General features: G+C 62.6%; 14 protein-coding genes and 1 pseudogene. 7 read left to right on the top strand and 8 right to left on the bottom strand.

Going from position 1 to position 17,611, the window contains the following annotated elements; genetic code table 11:
* Positions 1-628 precede the first annotated feature (628 nt).
* Both FXB38_RS26880 and FXB38_RS26875 read right to left on the bottom strand, forming a co-directional pair.
* On the bottom strand, positions 629-910 hold the full coding sequence (locus tag FXB38_RS26880) for a helix-turn-helix domain-containing protein (protein ID WP_148753956.1): 282 nt from the start codon (positions 908-910) through the stop codon (positions 629-631).
* Entirely contained in the window at positions 907-1,245 is a 339-nt protein-coding gene (locus FXB38_RS26875; RefSeq protein WP_148753955.1) for a type II toxin-antitoxin system RelE/ParE family toxin, read from the bottom strand. The genes FXB38_RS26880 and FXB38_RS26875 overlap by 4 nt, the downstream gene beginning before the upstream one ends.
* A 69-nt stretch (positions 1,246-1,314) precedes the next feature.
* Here FXB38_RS26875 and FXB38_RS26870 point away from each other — a divergent pair, with 69 nt between their 5' ends.
* Both FXB38_RS26870 and dusA read left to right on the top strand, forming a co-directional pair.
* Positions 1,315-3,822 carry a TOTE conflict system archaeo-eukaryotic primase domain-containing protein gene (locus tag FXB38_RS26870; RefSeq protein WP_246230170.1) on the top strand — a complete coding sequence of 836 codons (2,508 nt, stop codon included), beginning with the start codon at positions 1,315-1,317 and terminating at the stop codon, positions 3,820-3,822.
* A gap of 289 nt (positions 3,823-4,111) precedes the next feature.
* The gene (dusA, locus tag FXB38_RS26865) at positions 4,112-5,098 is read left to right on the top strand and encodes a tRNA dihydrouridine(20/20a) synthase DusA (RefSeq protein WP_148753954.1); all 987 of its coding nucleotides are present in this window, start codon (positions 4,112-4,114) and stop codon (positions 5,096-5,098) included.
* A 62-nt stretch (positions 5,099-5,160) separates the two neighbouring features.
* Here the strand turns inward: dusA and FXB38_RS26860 are convergent, their stop codons facing one another.
* From FXB38_RS26860 to FXB38_RS26835, 6 genes and pseudogenes are all read right to left on the bottom strand, one after another.
* On the bottom strand, positions 5,161-5,823 hold the full coding sequence (locus tag FXB38_RS26860) for an outer membrane protein (protein WP_187435169.1): 663 nt from the start codon (positions 5,821-5,823) through the stop codon (positions 5,161-5,163).
* A gap of 188 nt (positions 5,824-6,011) precedes the next feature.
* Entirely contained in the window at positions 6,012-6,566 is a 555-nt protein-coding gene (locus FXB38_RS26855) for a TIGR02281 family clan AA aspartic protease (protein ID WP_148753952.1), read from the bottom strand.
* Positions 6,567-6,594: 28 nt separating this feature from the next.
* Complete coding sequence (locus FXB38_RS26850) at positions 6,595-6,798, bottom strand: DUF1289 domain-containing protein (protein WP_148753951.1); 204 nt, start codon at positions 6,796-6,798, stop codon at positions 6,595-6,597.
* Positions 6,799-6,842: 44 nt separating this feature from the next.
* Positions 6,843-8,438: a sensor histidine kinase gene (locus FXB38_RS26845; protein WP_148753950.1), complete on the bottom strand. Its 1,596-nt coding sequence runs from the start codon at positions 8,436-8,438 to the stop codon at positions 6,843-6,845.
* Between the two features lie 138 nt (positions 8,439-8,576).
* Entirely contained in the window at positions 8,577-9,854 is a 1,278-nt protein-coding gene (gene nhaD / locus FXB38_RS26840; RefSeq protein WP_148753949.1) for a sodium:proton antiporter NhaD, read from the bottom strand.
* Between the two features lie 12 nt (positions 9,855-9,866).
* Positions 9,867-10,763 (bottom strand): annotated as a pseudogene (locus tag FXB38_RS26835) (NAD(P)-dependent oxidoreductase); the annotation flags it as partial.
* Between the two features lie 280 nt (positions 10,764-11,043).
* On the opposite strand from FXB38_RS26835, the gene FXB38_RS26830 reads away from it, so the two are divergent.
* From FXB38_RS26830 to FXB38_RS26810, 5 genes are all read left to right on the top strand, one after another.
* The gene (locus FXB38_RS26830; protein WP_148753947.1) at positions 11,044-12,186 is read left to right on the top strand and encodes an Mrp/NBP35 family ATP-binding protein; all 1,143 of its coding nucleotides are present in this window, start codon (positions 11,044-11,046) and stop codon (positions 12,184-12,186) included.
* Positions 12,187-12,380: 194 nt separating this feature from the next.
* Complete coding sequence (locus FXB38_RS26825) at positions 12,381-13,472, top strand: TRAP transporter substrate-binding protein (RefSeq protein WP_148753946.1); 1,092 nt, start codon at positions 12,381-12,383, stop codon at positions 13,470-13,472.
* A 620-nt stretch (positions 13,473-14,092) separates the two neighbouring features.
* The gene (locus tag FXB38_RS26820; protein ID WP_148753945.1) at positions 14,093-15,181 is read left to right on the top strand and encodes a TRAP transporter substrate-binding protein; all 1,089 of its coding nucleotides are present in this window, start codon (positions 14,093-14,095) and stop codon (positions 15,179-15,181) included.
* A 255-nt stretch (positions 15,182-15,436) separates the two neighbouring features.
* Positions 15,437-16,111: a response regulator transcription factor gene (locus tag FXB38_RS26815; RefSeq protein ID WP_148753957.1), complete on the top strand. Its 675-nt coding sequence runs from the start codon at positions 15,437-15,439 to the stop codon at positions 16,109-16,111.
* Position 16,112: 1 nt separating this feature from the next.
* Positions 16,113-17,486 carry a sensor histidine kinase gene (locus tag FXB38_RS26810; protein ID WP_148753944.1) on the top strand — a complete coding sequence of 458 codons (1,374 nt, stop codon included), beginning with the start codon at positions 16,113-16,115 and terminating at the stop codon, positions 17,484-17,486.
* The last annotated feature ends 125 nt before the right edge of the window (positions 17,487-17,611 follow it).

The raw sequence follows: 17,611 nt of genomic DNA, 5'->3' as shown, positions 1-17,611 counted from the left end.
AGATGGGCTAACGCTCTAGTGCGTGCGCATCGAGCTCGGCCTTCCGATCCCAGTCGGTGTGGCGCGCACCAAGTATCTGGGCAAAAATCGCCTCACAAGTCGCCAGGCCCGACGGGCTTGTGGTCGTCGATCCCGCCACCGAGCTGGAATTCCCCTACCGCCTGCCCGTCGAGCTCATGTGGGAGTGGGCCCGGTCAAAAAGACACGGCTTCGTCCTTGAGCGCGAACGAACACTGGTGGCGGCCTGAAGGCCGCTTCGGCGAAACGCACCAACGCCGTGAACGACCCGACGTCGTCGGACAACAGCACGCTCCCAAACGACGCCAGCCCGCAAAATGCGGTCGCGGCGACGTCTCTTGATGGTCGCGATTCTCAAATCGATTGCCTGCAAGCACGATCTTGAGGATGATGTTGCAAAGCGCTAGGAGGTGCGGGTAAGAGCTTCAGGCTGAGTGCGTCCTACATAGGTATGTCATTGAAATCAAAAAGATATCTGTTTTCCGTTGCACCCATGATGGATTGGATCGGGACATCTCAAAAAGGGAAATACGATCAGCATTTAAGCGGGGTCGTAGTCAGCCGTGCAGTACCAAATGCTGTACCGCGCCCGCGGCGAGCGGCGTTTGATTTAGGCTGCGTCCGAGATGCGCATTTCAACATGCAGGCCGGCAGCTCCGATCATATTGACCAAGGTATCGAGGCCAAACAATTCGATCTTGCCGCGCATGAGATCAGAGATACGCGGCTGGGTAACACCTAGCAGCTTGGCAGCTTCCGATTGGCTTAGCCCTGTCCGAGCGATATGAGCCTTCAAAGCCATGATCAACGCCGAACGGAGCTTCATGTTCTCAGCCTGCGCAGGTGTATCCTCAATTGCATCCCACACATTGTCGAAGCGTTTCTTGCTCATTGACCTAGCTCCTTTAATAAATCGCGGTAACGCTGCGCAGCCAAGTTCAGATCCGCTTTGCTCGTTTTCTGCGTCTTTTTCTGGAAGCAGTGCAGCACGTAAACGGCATCATCAAACTTCGCTACATACAGCACTCTGAATGCTCCCGCGGCATCGCGAATCCGAATTTCCCGCACCCCTCGGCCAACCGTATTCATGGGCTTCCAGTCGTCGGGCTCGCGCCCATGCTGGACTTGATCGAGTTGATGCCCCGCCTCGCGCCGAGCCGCTTGTGGAAACGCACGCAAATCGTCGAGTGCGCTGCCTCGGAATTCGACCGGCTTGAGATCAATCATTAAAACTGACTATACAAAATTTTGTATGAGTCGGCAACTCCTTTCGACTGCTGGTGCCGAGACCGGCGATTGGCGATCTTTGAGTTAAATTGCTGCTTCAGGATTGGTATTATTCGGGAGAATAAACATCGGCGCACTACAGCCTTCGCGATGAAGCAAACAAACGCCAGAATTACTGAACTCAGGGCCCGGCTTACCGCGATGGAGCGCGAGCGTGCGGATGTCGTAGCCGAGATCAACACCTTACAATCGATGCGGAGTGAGGAGACCGAGCCAATCAAGGTGGTCCCTTCGGGACACGCTGGCGATCCCACGGACCGGAATTCGCCAATCGAGAAGAAGCTTGCGCTGTTTCGCCGGCTCTTCCGCGGCCGCTCAGATGTCTACCCTATCCGTTGGGAGAACCGTACGACGGAGCGGAGCGGCTACGCACCCGCCTGCGCGAATGAATGGCGCCGTGGGATCTGCGAAAAACCGAGAGTCAAATGTTCAGCATGTCCAAATCAGGCATTCCTGCCCGTAGACGACGTGGCAATCGAACGCCATCTCCGCGGAACCGACCCGAACGGCGCCCCGTTTGTGATGGGCGTCTATCCGATGCTTGCGGACAACGCCTGTTCGTTCCTGGCCGCGGATTTCGACGAAGGGGATTGGCGAAGGGATGCCTTTGCGTTTAGGGACGCCTGCGAGCGTCATGGAATACCTGTTGCCATTGAGCGGTCCCGATCCGGAAACGGTGCTCACGCCTGGATCTTTTTCGACGAGCCGATCTCAGCGGCATTGGCGCGCCGTCTTGGGGCCTTCCTGATTACCGACGCGATGGAACGAGTCCCCGATATCGGATTCGGATCCTACGATCGGTTTTTTCCGAGTCAGGATATCATGCCAGCGGGTGGCTTCGGCAACCTGATTGCTTTGCCTCTTCAGGGGCTCGCGCGAAGTTCTGGCAACAGCGAGTTCATCGACGATTCTTGTTCGCCGTATCCGGATCAGTGGGCCTTCCTGTCCGCGATTGCAGCTATGCCGCGAGCAAAGGTGGAACATCTGGTCGAGGAAGCAAGTGCATCTGGAAAAATTCTGGGTGTGCGTATTCCTCTCGCAGACGAAGACGAAGAACCGTGGCTAGCCCCGCCGTCGCGGCGACAGGCGCCGCCAGCAATCCGCGAGCCATTGCCGGGTGCGATCACTGTCGTACAGGCGGACCAGATCTACCTCCCGCGTCACGCGCTGCCACCGTCGCTGATCGCGCGCCTGATTCGCCTGGCGGCATTCCAGAATCCCGAATTTTATGCCGCACAAGCAATGCGCCGATCGACCCATGACAAGCCCCGGATCATCTCTTGCGCAGAGTTGACCAGCCATCACGTTGCGCTGCCTCGCGGCTGCTTCGACGCCGTACTAGATCTGCTTGCGTCATTTGGAATTACAGTAACAATCGAAGATTGCCGTTTTTCCGGTGCGGCGATCCCATTTGCCTTCACTGGTGAATTGCGCTCCGATCAGGAAACCGCGATAGCGGCCCTGTTGCCGCATGATACCGGTGTGCTCGCGGCAACGACGGCGTTCGGAAAGACGATCTTAGCCATCCGGATGATGGCCGAACGCGGGCGGAATACATTGGTCCTCGTTCATCGCCGTCAGCTCATGGATCAATGGATCGAGAGGCTCACCGCGTTCTCAAATATGCCGCGTGACGTCGCCTTGATTCAGAGCCTGGTTCGCAAGCTTGAAGTCGATGATATCGTCGGCAATTATGGGCATCTCGTCGTCGACGAATGCCACCATCTGTCGGCTGTAAGCTTCGAATTGGTCGCGCGCCGCAGCAAGGCCCGCTATGTCCTCGGCCTGTCAGCGACGGTTACGCGAAAAGACGGACATCACCCGATCATCGTTATGCAATGTGGTCCCGTCCGCCATCGCGTAGATGCGCGATCCGAGGCAGCCAAGCGCCCATTCGATCACGTGGTGCGGATCAGGGATACCGGCTTCCAACTTCAAACGGCATTGGACACTTCGGTCCCTTCTATCCAGGAAGTTTTCAAGGAAATGATTGCCGATGAAGCACGCAATGATCTCATATTTGATGACGTCTTGACTGCGCTGGAAGCGGGCCGTTCACCCGTCGTGATAACCGAGCGTACCGCCCATTTGGAGATCATCGCAAAGCGTCTTGAGCGTTTCGCAAAACATGTCGTCGTATTGCGCGGTGGGCAAAGCGAAAAGCAACGCCGCGACATAGCCGCGCGGCTCGCTGCAATTCCCCAAGCCGAGGAACGTGTCATTGTCGCGACCGGACGTTATCTCGGCGAAGGTTTCGATGATTCCCGCCTCGACACCCTCTTTCTTACCATGCCAATTGCTTGGAAAGGTACCCTCGCTCAGTACGCCGGACGGTTGCATCGTCTCAACGACGTCAAGCGCGAGGTGATCATTTATGATTATGCCGACATGAGAGTGCCGGTCCTGGCCCGCATGGCTGCGAAACGCCGTGTTGGCTATCAGGCGATAGGTTACAAGGTGTTGGGTACGCGTGATCTGTTTTCTGATCGGGCGGTTACGCCGAACGAACCCACATAGGTCTCGCGCGCACCGCTGACCGGTCAGGCGTCTAAGTCACGGCAGTGCCATTCCCATTTCAAATTCGACGAGCTGGCGTAGCCAAAACACTTTGTCGAGGAGCGGTACTGCACGGGCATTTTTGTACTGCCGTGCAGTACCGGGCATGGTCGAAATAAGCGGAAATAATCGAGCGATCAGATTAAACCGTTGAAAAGAAAGGAGAATGCTTTAGCTCTAACGCTTCAGATTGTCCGTCGGACCAAAGTCGATTGGACCGACAGAGGTCGTAAAACTTAATGAAAACAACATGTTAGCTCACGTATTTTCCGTTGCCCCCATGATGGATTGGACAGACCGGCACTGCCGGGTGTTCCACCGACACCTGACACGGCGGGGGTTGCTCTATACGGAGATGCTGACCACCGGCGCCATCATTCATGGCGACCGGGAGCGGCTGCTCGGCTTCGACGCGACCGAGCATCCGGTGGCGCTACAGCTTGGCGGCTCGGATCCGCGCGACCTCGCTGAAGCCGCGCGGATCGGCGAGGGTTTTGGCTACGACGAGATCAATCTCAATGTGGGCTGCCCGTCCGATCGCGTGAAGGACGGACGCTTCGGCGCCTGTCTGATGGCGGAGCCGGAGCTCGTCGCGCGATGTGTCGAGGCGATGAAGCGCGCAGTCTCAATTCCCGTCACGGTGAAATGCCGCATTGGCATCGACGACCAGGATCCGGAAGTCGCGCTCGATACGTTGGCGCACGCGGTGGTCGCTGCGGGCTGCGACGCGCTGATCGTGCACGCCCGGAAGGCCTGGCTGAACGGTTTGTCGCCGAAGGAGAACCGCGATATCCCGCCGCTCGACTATGACCGCGTCTATCGGCTCAAGCGCGCGATGCCGGATGTGCCCGTCATCATCAACGGCGGCGTTCCGAGTATCGAGGAGGCGAAAGCGCATCTTGCGCATGTCGACGGCGTGATGCTCGGCCGTGCCGCCTATCAGGAGCCGTGGCGGCTGCTCTCGGTTGATCCCGAGCTGTTCGACGAGGCGGCACCACATGCGTCCATACAGGACGCGTTCGAGGCGATGATGCCCTACATCGAGGCGCAGCTCGCGCGCGGCACGCGACTGCATGCCATCACGCGCCACTTCGTCGGTGCGTTCCACGCTGTGCCCGGCGCGCGCGCCTTCCGCCGCCATCTCGCCGAGCACGGTGTGAAGCCGGGCGCCGGCGTCGACGTCTTGCGTGATGCGATCGCGCGTGTTGGTGCACGCGCGCCGGCGGAGGCCGCCTAGCCACGAGAAAGAGCCGGATCGCAGAATCCGTCTCTCTCTCTCTCTCTCTCTCTCGATTATGCTCAGCGGAACAGGTCGAAATGGTAGTTCACGCCGACGCGGAAGCTGTGGAATTTCGCAGCGTTCCAATCCGGCAGGTCGTCGTGCTTGAACTCGGTGTAGAGATACTCGGCCTTGGCCGACCATTTCGGCAGGAACGCCCATTCCACGCCGCCGCCCGCGGTCCAGCCCATCTTCATCTTGTTGATCGGGCCGTCCTTCAATTCGCCGGCGGCAAGACCTGCGGTCCCGATGAACAGCAGCCGTGAATCCATCGTCGCGATGCCGGCGCGGGCGCGGCCGGTCATGTACCAGGGCAGGCTGATCGCGGCGCTGTTGATCGCGTCGTGGTTCTTGATGTCTCCGCCTTCGAAGTCGTTCTCGATGCCAACCACGAACATCGGCGAGAGCTGGTAGTTGTAGCCGATCTGCACACCACCGAGCGCGCCCTTGACCTTGCCGCCGCTCACCCCGACGAGATTGCTGAAGGCGTTGTCGCCGCTCTCGGCGTAGCCGGCGTTGAGACCGGCATAGAGGCCGGTCCAGGAATAGACAGGCTGCGGTGCCGTGTAGGCCGGCGCGGCGTAACGCGGCGACAGATCGGCTGCGCTGGCGCTGCCTGCGGCGAATGCCGCGGCAAAGGGCAGGGTGCGCATCGCGCGGCGTAAGGCGGCTCTGGTAGTCATCATTTTCAATCTCCCACTCGGCCGCCTCCGTCACGCAGAGCGGCGCACGTCCAACCCCGATCCGGGAACAGTTCCCTTATAAACCGACTAGACGGTTTGTAAATGGCGTAAATGCCACAGCCGTGGTCGTTCGGTGGATGGCTGACGGGTCTGTCGAAGTGATCGTGCGCGGACGGCGAGCGCCGCCCTTAATCGACCGCCGTCCGCGAGCGGCGGTGGCTGCTCTGGAGCTCCGGGTAGCCGGTGAGCATTAGCGTATCGGACCGCACGCCCCAGCTCTCCAGGCGGTCGAGGAAGCTCATGCCGAGCAGATTAGTCTTCATCTGCCCGCGCTGGACGACGAGGGCCGGCACCGATTTCTCGACGAGATGGCCGACGGAGAGACGGTCGATCGTGAGCCGCGCCGCCTTGGTGCGGCCGCCGGCGGTCTCGAGATCGACGTCATATTCGAGCATATCGAGTGGCAGCCCGATCGCTTTCGCGGTTTCCCAGGTCAGCACCACGGAGGTGGCGCCGGTATCGATCACCATGGGTGCGGCCACGCCGTTGATCTTGGCGCGCAGCGCGAACTCGCCGCCCTGGCCGCGTGGGATTTGCACGGCGGGGGCAGGCGTTGGCGTTTGCGCGCGAAAAATGTGCGAGACCTTGTGGCTCGCGCGCGCGATCTGGTCGGGATCGCCATAGGCGACCACGGCGCCGGCCGTGGCGGCGAGCGTGATGAGAACGAGCAGGAAGCGGATCATCGCGCGCCTCCGATGGCACGCTCACCGGTCAGGTGCGTTTCGACGATGCCGCGATCGGCTGCAGGCCGGCATCGGCCAGGCGCGCTGGCAACAGCGCCATCACTGAGAGCCGTTCCGCGCTCTCCATGGCGTGCCAGCGCGCGATCTCCGGCAATGTCCGGCCGCAGCCGAAGCACAGCTTGGTCCTGGGATCGATCATGCAGACGGCGACACACGGCGTTTCTTTGCTCATCCGGGCATAGTGAAGGATTGGCGGGCATGTCTGCAAGCATGTGTTTACGAGCCCGTGCCCGCGCTCATGATCGGCTTGTGGCGCGGCCGGCGCTTCTCGTCGGGCACCATGGCACTCTCCGGCTGGAGCGGCGGCGCATCCTCCGACAGCGGCGCGAGCGCGCTCATCACGCGCTCCGGCGGGAAGGTGACGATCACCTCGGTGCCGATGCGCAGCTTCGACTTCAGCGTGAACGTGCCGCCATGCAGATCGATCAGGTTCTTGGCGATGGGCAGACCGAGGCCCGCGCCTTGTTCGGCCGATTTGATCGAGTTGGAGCCCTGGCCGAACGAGGCGAGCACGACCGGGATCTCGTCCTCGGGGATGCCGGGACCGGAGTCCTTCACCGACAGATATTGCCCGCCCGAAGCGGTCCAGCCGGCCTTGAGCCAGATCTCGCCGCCTTGCGGGGTGAACTTGATCGAATTGGAGAGCAGGTTGAGCACGACCTGGCGGATCGCGCGCTCGTCGGCCCAAAGCCGCGGCATGGCGTGCTCGAACACCTCGTGGATGGTGATGCCGCGGCTGGATGCGCGCAGCTTCATCAGATGATGGCAGTCGGCGACGATTCCGACCAGCGACACCGCTTCCTCGTTCAATTCGTAGCGGCCGGCCTCGATCCGCGACAGATCGAGGATCTCGTTGATGAGGTTGAGCAGGTGCACGCCGGAATTATGGATGTCGGCGGAGTATTCCTTGTAGACCGGAACCGCATGCGCGCCAAAGATCTCGCTTTTCATCACCTCGGAGAAGCCGAGAATGGCATTGAGCGGCGTGCGCAGCTCATGGCTCATCTGTGCGAGGAACCGCGATTTGGCGACGTTGGCGGATTCGGCACGGTGGCGCGCCTCGTCGGAGATCGCCTTGGCCTGTTCAAGCTCGCCGATCAGCGCGTCCTTCTCGGCGCGCGCCTCGAGCGTAGCGAAGGTCGAGGAGTGCAGGCGATGTGCCAGCAGCACGAAATAGCCTTCGGCCGCGAGCGCGAGCCCGGCCAGGATATAGTTGTCGAGCGAACCGCTCATCGCAAAGCTCAACGCCATTGCGACAGCAACCGGCGCGGTGGCGGCAAGGGCTGCGATCGGCAGATTGGCCGCCAACATGCTCGACACTGCGATCACCAGCAGCATCAGGAACATCATCAGCGATTCCGTGACCATGTCGAGCACGGGATGAATCAGGATCGCCATCCAGCACAGGCCGTAGAGCAGATCGAGCACGACAAAGCGTGTCCGCCAAGTACGCGTCGCCGCAGGTGAGGCAGGCTCGGCCAGGAAGCGGCGGCAGCTGCGGATCATCGCCCCGTGAAGGCAGATCATGCCGGCGGTCCAGGCCGCGGCCGGGATCGGCTGCATCCACAGTCCGAACAGCACGCCGGTGGCGACCACCAGCAGCAGCACGACATAGGAGGCGGACAGTCGCGTCTGGGCATATTGGCGCAACAGCTCGGCGTCGAAGGCCGGCCGGGTTCCGCTGGTCGACGTTAACTTATCGCGCGCCTCGCGCACCCGCTGCGACGCAGCCCTTCGGCTGCTCGCCGACGGAGCGCTGATTGGCTCGGCCGGAAGCTGCACAACTTCAGGCTTTTCAGCGGGGTTACTCATCAAGCAACAACGATTCCTGCCCACGTCGGACACGGGCCTTCTGCATTGTCTATCTCTGGCAAGAAATCCTTAAGAGGTGACTTAAGGAGCTAAAGAATTACGTTAACCCGGCGTTAAATTGGATCCGGCAGTCGCCCCTCAATGCAGCCAGGCATGCTGCGCGACGTAGACCACGGCGCCGGCCAGATAGCCCGCAAGCGCAGGCACGGCGATGCGGCGGGCGTACCAGAGGAACTCGATCCGCTCGAGCCCCATGGCTGCAACGCCCGCGGCAGAGCCGATGATCAGGATCGAGCCGCCGGTGCCGGCGCAATAGGCGATGAACTCCCAGAGGAAGGTGTCCGGCGGGTAGTGGCCGAGGTCGTACATTCCCATGGTCGCTGCGACCAGCGGCACGTTGTCGATGATCGCACTGAGCAGGCCGAGCACGACGACGATGACGTCCTGGCGGCCGATGGTCGCCTCCAGCCATCGGGCCAGCATCGTCAGGAGGCCGGCATGCTCGAGGCAGGCGACCGCCAGCAGAATGCCGAGGAAGAACACGATCGAGCCCATGTCAATCCGGGTCAGCGCATGCGCGAGCGAGAGGGGACCGCGCACGTGCTCGTCCTTGTCGCGATGAACGACCTCGCCGACCAGCCAGACGATGCCGAGGCCGAGCAGCACGCCCATGAAGGGCGGCAGGTGCGTGACCGTCTTGAAGGCCGGCACCGCGATCAGCACGCCGAGCCCGAGATAGAACATCAGATTGCGCTCGAACCGGTCGACGGCGAGCAATCCGGTGTCCCTCGACGGTGCCGCGACGGTCTTGCCCCTGAGCGACAGGCTGATGAAGGCCAGCGGCACCAGCAGATTGACCAGGGAGGGCAGGAACACTACGCGCATGATGTTCAACGGCGTGATCTGTCCGCCGATCCACAGCATGGTCGTGGTGACGTCGCCGATCACGGTCCATGCGCCGCCGGCATTGGCGGCGATGACGATGAGGGAGGCGAACAGCAGGCGGTCCTCGCGTCTGGCGATGAGACGCTGGACCAGCGAAACCATGACGATGGTCGTGGTCAGATTGTCCAGGATCGCGCTCAGGAAGAACGCCACGAAGCCAACCAGCCACATGAGTGTGACCTGGCTCGTGGTGTTGATGCGCGAGGTGATGACCTCGAAGCCGTCATGGGCGTCGATCACCTCGACGATGGTCATCGCGCCGATCAGGAAGAACACGATCTGTGCGGTGGAGGCGACCGATTCGTCGAGCTGATGGCTGACCAGCGCGTGATCGCCGATCCTGACCGCGTAGATCGTCCACAGCAGTCCCGCGCCGAGAAGCGCGGTTGCAGTCTTGCTGATCCCTAGGGGATGCTCGAACGCGATCGCCACATAGGTCAGGATGAAGATGGCGGCGATCGCGGTCAGCAAGGCAGTGTCAGGTCAGCGATTGAGGCGCGCGAGCAGGCTCGACGTATCCCAGCGCTTGCCGCCCATCTTCTCGACCTCAGCATAGAACTGGTCGACCAGCGCGGTGACAGGCAGATTGGCGCCGTTGCGGCGGGCTTCGGCCAGCGAGATCGAGAGGTCCTTGCGCATCCATTCGACCGCGAAGCCGAAATCGTACTTGTCGTCGTTCATGGTCTTGTAGCGGTTCTCCATCTGCCACGATTGCGCGGCGCCCTTGGAGATGGTCTCGATCACTGCGGCGACGTCGAGGCCACTCTTCTTGGCGAAATGGATACCCTCGGAGAGGCCCTGCACGAGGCCGGCGATGCAGATCTGGTTGACCATCTTGGTCAGCTGGCCGGAGCCTGCGGGCCCGAGCAGTTTGCACATCCGGGCGTAGGCGCCTGTGATGATCGGCTCGGCCCCGGCATAGGCGCCCTCGGTGCCGCCGCACATCACCGTCAACACGCCGTTCTCGGCACCGGCCTGGCCGCCGGAGACGGGAGCGTCGATGAACTTGAAGCCGGCCTTGGTCGCAGCCGCATCGAGCTCGCGCGCGACTTCGGCGGAAGCGGTGGTGTGATCGACGAAGGTCGCGCCCTTCTTCATGCCGGCAAAGGCGCCGTCTGCGCCGATCGCGACCGCGCGCAAATCGTTGTCGTTGCCGACGCAGCACATCACGAAATCCTGGCCCTCGGCCGCGGCCTTCGGGGTCGCCGCGGTGTTGCCGCCGAACTTGTCCGCCCATTCCTTCGCCTTGGCCGCGGTGCGGTTGTAGACGGTGACCTCATGGCCCCCTTTTTTCACGAGGTGTCCGGCCATGGGGAAGCCCATCACGCCGAGACCGAGGAAAGCGACTTTAGCCATGTGTGTGTCCGTAGCTTGAGTTTTACGGTTGCAGCCGGGCGAGGGACGCCAGCCGGGGTCCTGAGGTTCCGCTCTTGGGCGGACCGGGCGCACCATAAACCCTTGCGGCCGGAGGGCAACGGCTTCGTTTGGCGGCCTCCTGTGCTAGGATGGCGGACCTTAGGCAGCGGCTGGCTTCAAAGGGCATGAAATTCGACTCCTGCCAGGTGCCCGGGGCCGCCGAGATGGCTGACGATATCGGCAAGCAGTAGCCTTTTGGCCGTTTCCGCTCTAATGGGGCATCCTGAACTTTAGGAGATGCGCATTGAGCGTCACGCAGCAACAGGTTCTCGATAGCCTCGCCAGGATCAAGTCGCCCCGCGGGGTCGCGCTCACCAATGCCAATGTGCTGAGCGCGATCAGCGCGTCCGACGGCAAGGTGTTCTTCTCGATCAATGTCGATGCCGCCGAGGCGCGGGCCTGGGAATCCGTCCGTGCCGAAGCCGAGGCCGCCGTACGCAGCATTCCAGGCGTCACCACCGCGATGGTGGCGCTGACTGCCGAGCGCAAGGCCGGCGCCGCACCGCCACCGCCGCCAACCCCGAGCCGCGGCGCGCCCGGTGTGCAGCCGGTCCATGCCCACAAGCCGCCGCCGCAGGGCGGTGCCCAATCGCCGATGGCGCGGCAGTCCGAAATTCCGGGCGTGGCCGCCGTGATCGCGGTGGCCTCGGGCAAGGGCGGCGTCGGCAAATCGACCACCGCGCTCAACCTGGCATTGGGCCTGCGCGACCTCGGCCTCAAGGTCGGGCTGCTCGATGCCGACATCTACGGCCCGTCGATGCCGCGCCTGACCGGCCTGCACGAGAAGCCGGAGCTCGACGCCGAGCGCAAGATGATTCCGCTCCGGCGCTTCGGCCTTGCCATCATGTCGATCGGCTTCCTGGTCGAGGAAGAGACCGCGATGATCTGGCGCGGCCCGATGGTGATGTCGGCGGTGACGCAGATGCTGCGCGACGTCGCGTGGGGCACGCTCGACGTGCTCGTCGTCGACATGCCGCCGGGCACCGGCGATGCCCAGCTCACGCTGGCGCAGAACGTGCCGCTGAAGGGCGCCGTGATCGTCTCGACCCCGCAGGACCTGTCCCTGATCGATGCACGGCGCGGGCTTGCCATGTTCAAGAAGGTCAACGTGCCCGTGCTCGGCATCGTCGAGAACATGAGCTACTTCCAGTGTCCGCATTGCGGCACGAAATCCGATATCTTCGGCCATGGCGGGGCGCGCCACGAGGCCGAGAAGCTCGCAGTCCCGTTCCTGGGCGAAATCCCGCTGCACATGGCGATTCGCGCCAGCTCGGACGCCGGCAATCCGGTCGTGGACAGCGAGCCGGACGGCCCCCATGCGGCGATCTATCGCGCCATCGCGGGACAGGTCCGGGACCAGCTCAAGGGCGTCATCGCAGCCGCCTGAGCCGATTGTCCGGGGACATGCGACTTTCGTCGCCCCCCGTCATGCCATTGTTGCGTTCCGCGGCAGGGGCTTCCGTGTTAAAGGCCCACGGCAGTCAAGCCCCACTAGTTCGACGCGGCCTACATCGCGTCGCCGGAATGAGCGGCAGCAAAGAGGAAGTTAGGGGAAACGCCCCAACAAGGAGAGACCTGAAGATGAAGCGTCGTGATTTTCTGAAAGTGTCGGCGGCAGGTGCGGCGGCGACCGCCGCGGTGGCCTCGCCGGCGATTGCGCAGTCCTCGCCCGAGATCAAGTGGCGCCTGACTTCGAGCTTCCCGAAGTCGCTCGACACCATCTACGGCGGTGCCGAGCAGATGGCGAAGTACGTCGCCGAAATGACCGACAACAAGTTCCAGATCCAGGTCTTCCAGGCCGGTGAAATCGTTCCCGGCCTTCAGGCGCTGGATGCGACGCAGAAGGGCACCGTCGAGATGTGCCACACCGTGTCGTACTACTACGTCGGCAAGGACCCGACCTTCGCGATCTTCGCGTCGGTGCCCTTCGGCCTCAACGCGCGCCAGCAGAATTCCTGGCTGTACCAGGGCGGCGGCAACGAGCTCGCCAACGAGTTCTTCAAGAAGTCGAACGTGGTCGGCTTCCCCTGCGGCAACACCGGCACCCAGATGGGCGGCTGGTTCCGCAAGGAGATCAAGACGGTTGCCGATCTCTCGGGCTTGAAATTCCGCATCGGCGGCATCGCCGGTCAGGTGCTCCAGAAGGTCGGCGTGGTGCCGCAGCAGCTTGCCGGCGGCGACATCTATCCGTCGCTCGAGAAGGGCACCATCGACGCCGCCGAATGGGTCGGCCCCTACGATGACGAGAAGCTCGGCTTCGCCAAGGTCGCGAAGTACTACTACTATCCGGGCTTCTGGGAGGGCGGTCCGACCGTTCACGCCTTCGCCAATATCGACAAGTGGAACGAGCTGCCGAAGGCCTATCAGGCGATCCTCACCAACGCGACCGTCAACACCAACACCTGGATGGCCGCGCGCTACGACATGGTGAACCCGGGCGCGCTGAAGCGTCTGGTCGCCGGCGGCACCCAGCTTCGTCCCTTCACCAACGAGGTGCTCGAAGCCTGCCTCAAGGCCACCAACGAATTGTGGGCCGAGATCTCGGCCAAGAACCCCGACTTCAAGAAGTCGATCGACGCCATGCAGGCCTACCGCTCGGACGAGTACCTGTGGTGGCAGGTCGCCGAATACACCTACGACAGCTTCATGATCCGCTCGCGCACCCGCGGCTGATCCAACGCTCAAGCTGTCAGACTGAATCGCCCGGCCCCGCTCGCGAGGCCGGGCTTTTCATTGCCGCGGGCGCGGTGGCGACAGCGCATGCCGAACAAAAATCCGCAAAACAACCCCATGCACAGTAGAGGCGGGGTGATGGCATGTTGCCCGGTGGCGGCGGCCAACGGTTTGGCGGGGCGGGATAAATCGGAGGGAAGGGTAATCGGCGCGTAGTCGAAGTTAGTGCTGCGATTTGCCTGACGACGAATCCCGGGAACGACATCGGTGTTTGGCGCGCGTCTGTTCCCACGCCGTCATTGCGAGCGCAGCGAAGCAATCCAGCGTCCCTCCGCGGAAAGATTCTGGATTGCTTCGCTGCGCTCGCAATGACGCGTGGATGGAGTTGGGCTCAGCCCGAGCTTCGAAGCCATTTGACACGTCGGGCAAAACAGTGGCAAAAGGCGATCATCGCTTAATCCGAAATGATCGCGACCGTGTCCGCCTGACCCAGGAGAAGGCCGGCCCTTTTTCTTTTACCGCAGTGCGATCACAATGGAAATTGCGAGAGCGTTGCGCCATGCTGGCCGCCAAGCCTCGGCAAGAAGGCCCACAATCACCATCCATCAGGGCAGGAAACCATGAAGAGACGAGACTTCATCAAGGTCACAGGACTTGGTGCGGCCGGCGCCGCCACGCTCGCGGCGCCCGCGATCGCGCAGTCGATGCCGGAAATCAAATGGCGCATGCCGACGAGCTGGCCGAAATCGCTCGACACGCTCTACGGCGGCGCCGAGATGATGGCCAAGATGGTGGCCGAAGCCACCGACAACAAATTCCAGATCCAGACCTTCGCCGGTGGCGAAATCGTGCCCGGCCTCCAGGTGCTCGACGCCGTGCAGAACGGCACCTGCGAGATCGGCCATACGGCGTCCTATTACTATTTCGGCAAGGACCCGACCTTCACTTTCGGTTCGTCGGTGCCATTCGGGCCAAACATGCGCATCAACCAGGCCTGGTACATGCTCGGCGGCGGCAAGGAAATCCTTAACGAGTTCTACAAGAAGTACAACGTCGTCTCGCTGCTCGCCGGCAATACCGGCTGCCAGATGGGCGGCTGGTTTCGCAAGGAGGTGAAGACGCCTCAGGACTTCAAAGGTCTGAAATTCCGCATCGGCGGATTTGCCGGCCGGGTCCTGCAGAAGCTCGGCGCGGTGCCGCAGCAGATCGCCGGCGGCGACATCTATCCGGCGCTGGAGAAGGGCACCATCGACGCTGCCGAATGGGTCGGCCCGTATGACGACGAGAAGCTCGGCTTCGTCAAAGTGGCGCCGCATTATTACTTCCCCGGCTGGTGGGAAGGCGGACCGATCCTGCTCGCCTTCGTTAATCAGGATAAGTGGAATGCGCTGCCGAAATACTACCAGAGCATTCTCGAGCAGGCAGGGCACTTTGCCAACAACTGGATGATGGCGAAGTACGATCAATCCAATCCGCAAGCGTTGCGCCGTTTGCTCGCCGCGGGCGCCAAGCTGCATCCGTTCTCGCCGGAGATCATGCAGGCCTCCTTCAAGGCGGCCAAGGAGCTGCATGCGGAGGTCTCGTCCACCAACGCGGACTTCAAGAAGGTGTACGAGTCGTTGACGGCCTTCTCGAACAACGGCTATCAGTGGTTCCAGGTCGCCGAAGTCGGCTACGACAACTTCATGGCGCGCAATTCGCAGAGCTGAGCGAAGCGCGTTCCCAGCTGACGAGCACGGCCCTGGAGCGAAAGCTCCGGGGCTTTGCCTTGTCGCGGCAATGTTCTATCAAGCATGGGGCGACTTCCGCAGCCGATACGCGCGGCTCGGGCTTACATGAACCTGACAGATGGACGAGCGGCCGGTCGGGTTGTTTTTCGCTGGCCGAGACGCCCGGAATGGTGGATGAGAGCGAGGGTGCGGCGCGAGCCGTGCGGCGACACCGGAACATCCGCCGGGAATATGATGCGTCTTCTGATCGTCGAAGATAATGTCGAGCTGTCGAAGCTCGTGGCCAGCGGGCTTTCGGCGGCCGGCTATGAGAGCGATATCGTGGGCAGCACCGCGGAGGCGCGCGAGGCGGTGCACAATGTCAGCTATGCCGCGATGATCCTCGATCTCGGCCTGCCCGACGGCGACGGCCTGTCGGTGTTGCGCGAACTGCGACGGCAGATGGAACCGCTGCCGGTGCTGGTGCTGACCGCGCGCGGCGGCGTGCAGGATCGCGTCAACGGCCTGCGCAGCGGCGCCGACGATTACCTGGCAAAACCGTTCGCGATGGAGGAGCTGGTGGCGCGGCTGGAGGCGATCCTGCGTCGTCCGGGCCAGCTGCTCGGCCGCTCGCTGCATCTTGCCAATCTCGTCTACGATACCGAGAGCCGCCAGATCTTCATCGACGACAAGCCGCGCATCATCTCGTCGCGCGAGACCTCGGTGCTGGAGATCCTGCTGCGCCGGCAGGGGCGGGTGGTGCCGAAGAAGAACGTCGAGGATCACATCTTCGGGCTCGATGGCGAGGTCGCCTCGAATGCGGTCGAGGTGTACGTTTCCCGGCTGCGCAAGCAACTTGCCGAGCATGGCGCCAAGGTCGTGATCCACACCATCCGCGGCGTCGGCTACATGATGGCCGAGGAGAAATAGCGTGGCCGCCGGGTTGTTCGCCAGGCCGTCGTTCAAATCGCTGATCTCGCGCATCGTGTTCTTGCACATCATCGCGGTCGCGGTGGTCGCGATCTTCCTGCCGCTGGTCCTGTTCTGGCTCTTGAACTCCGAGATCGACCAGCTGCATCGCGCGGCGATGCGCGCGCAGGCCGAGACGCTGGCCGAGCGTATCGCGGTCCAGCCCGACGGCAGGGTGACATTCAATCTGCCCGACAGCCTGCGCGGCCTCTATTCGGAAGCCTATGGCCGCTACCAGTACGACATCCGCGATGCCGACGGCCGCGTCCTGTTCTCGTCGCACAAGAAGACCGGTGACGTGGAATCAGGGTCGATCTCCGGCGCCGACGTGACCCAGACGATCGGCGACACCATTGTTCGCATTCAGGTCGCGGAAGACCTGTCGCATCGTGACGTCATCACCGACGACATCGTGTCCAACTTCTTCCGCCGGGTCGGCTGGATCACCATCCCCATTCTCCTGATCCTGCTCGCCATCGATATCATCATCTTCCGCCGCGCGATCGCGCCGTTGTGGATGGCCTCGGAGGAGGCCAGCAATATCGGCCCGTCGCGTACCGACATCCGCCTGCCGACGGAGCAGATTCCGCGCGAGATCATGCCGCTCGTCACCGCCGTCAACCGGGCGCTGGATCGTCTCGAGGACGGCTTTCGCGTGCAACGCCAGTTCACGGCCGACGCCGCGCATCAACTGCGCACGCCGCTTGCGATCCTGCGCACGCGGATCGAGACGCTCGGCAACAGTGCGGCGAGGCAGGCGCTGCATGACGACATCGAAGGCATGAGCCGGATCGTCGCCCAGCTCCTGGAGATCGCCGAGCTCGACACGCTGGTGCTCGATCCCGGCGAGACCGCGGATTTGCGCGCTGTCTGTGCGGAGGTGGTCGGCGCAATCGCGCCGCTCGCGATCGCGCAGCACAAGGACATCGCGCTCCGGGGCGCCGACGCGCCGGTGATGATCCACGGCAATTCCGAGATGCTCCAGCGCGCGGTCTTCAACCTCGCCGAAAACGCCATCAAGTTCACCGCGAAGGAGACCTCGGTCGACGTCGAGGTCGGCGACGATGGTTCGGTGCGCGTGCGCGATTGCGGTCCGGGCATCACGGAAGCCGAACGCGAGCTGATCTTCCAGCGCTTCTGGCGCAGGGATCGCCAGCGCAGCGACGGCGCGGGCCTCGGCCTTTCGATCGTGCGCGGCGTCGCCGACGATCACGCCGCAACGGTTGCGGTGGACAATCTCCCCGGCGGCGGCGCCGAGTTCACGCTGCGGTTCAGGCTGGCGGAGGAGGGATCCTTTCCCTCTCCCCTTGTGGGAGAGGGTGGCTCGTCGCGCTAGCGGCGAGACGGGCGAGGGGTTCTCTCCGCGAGTCCCTCTCGCAGTTGAATTCGCCGATAGAACCCCTCATCCGGCGCTTTGCGCCACCTTCTCCCACAAGGGGAGCTATGGGATTCCCGGATTTT

It is taken from the genome of Bradyrhizobium cytisi (assembly GCF_008123515.1).
GTDB lineage: Bacteria > Pseudomonadota > Alphaproteobacteria > Rhizobiales > Xanthobacteraceae > Bradyrhizobium > Bradyrhizobium cytisi.
The sequence above is the reverse complement of the archived record's forward strand: the minus strand, read 5'-3'. Positions and strand labels throughout refer to the sequence as shown.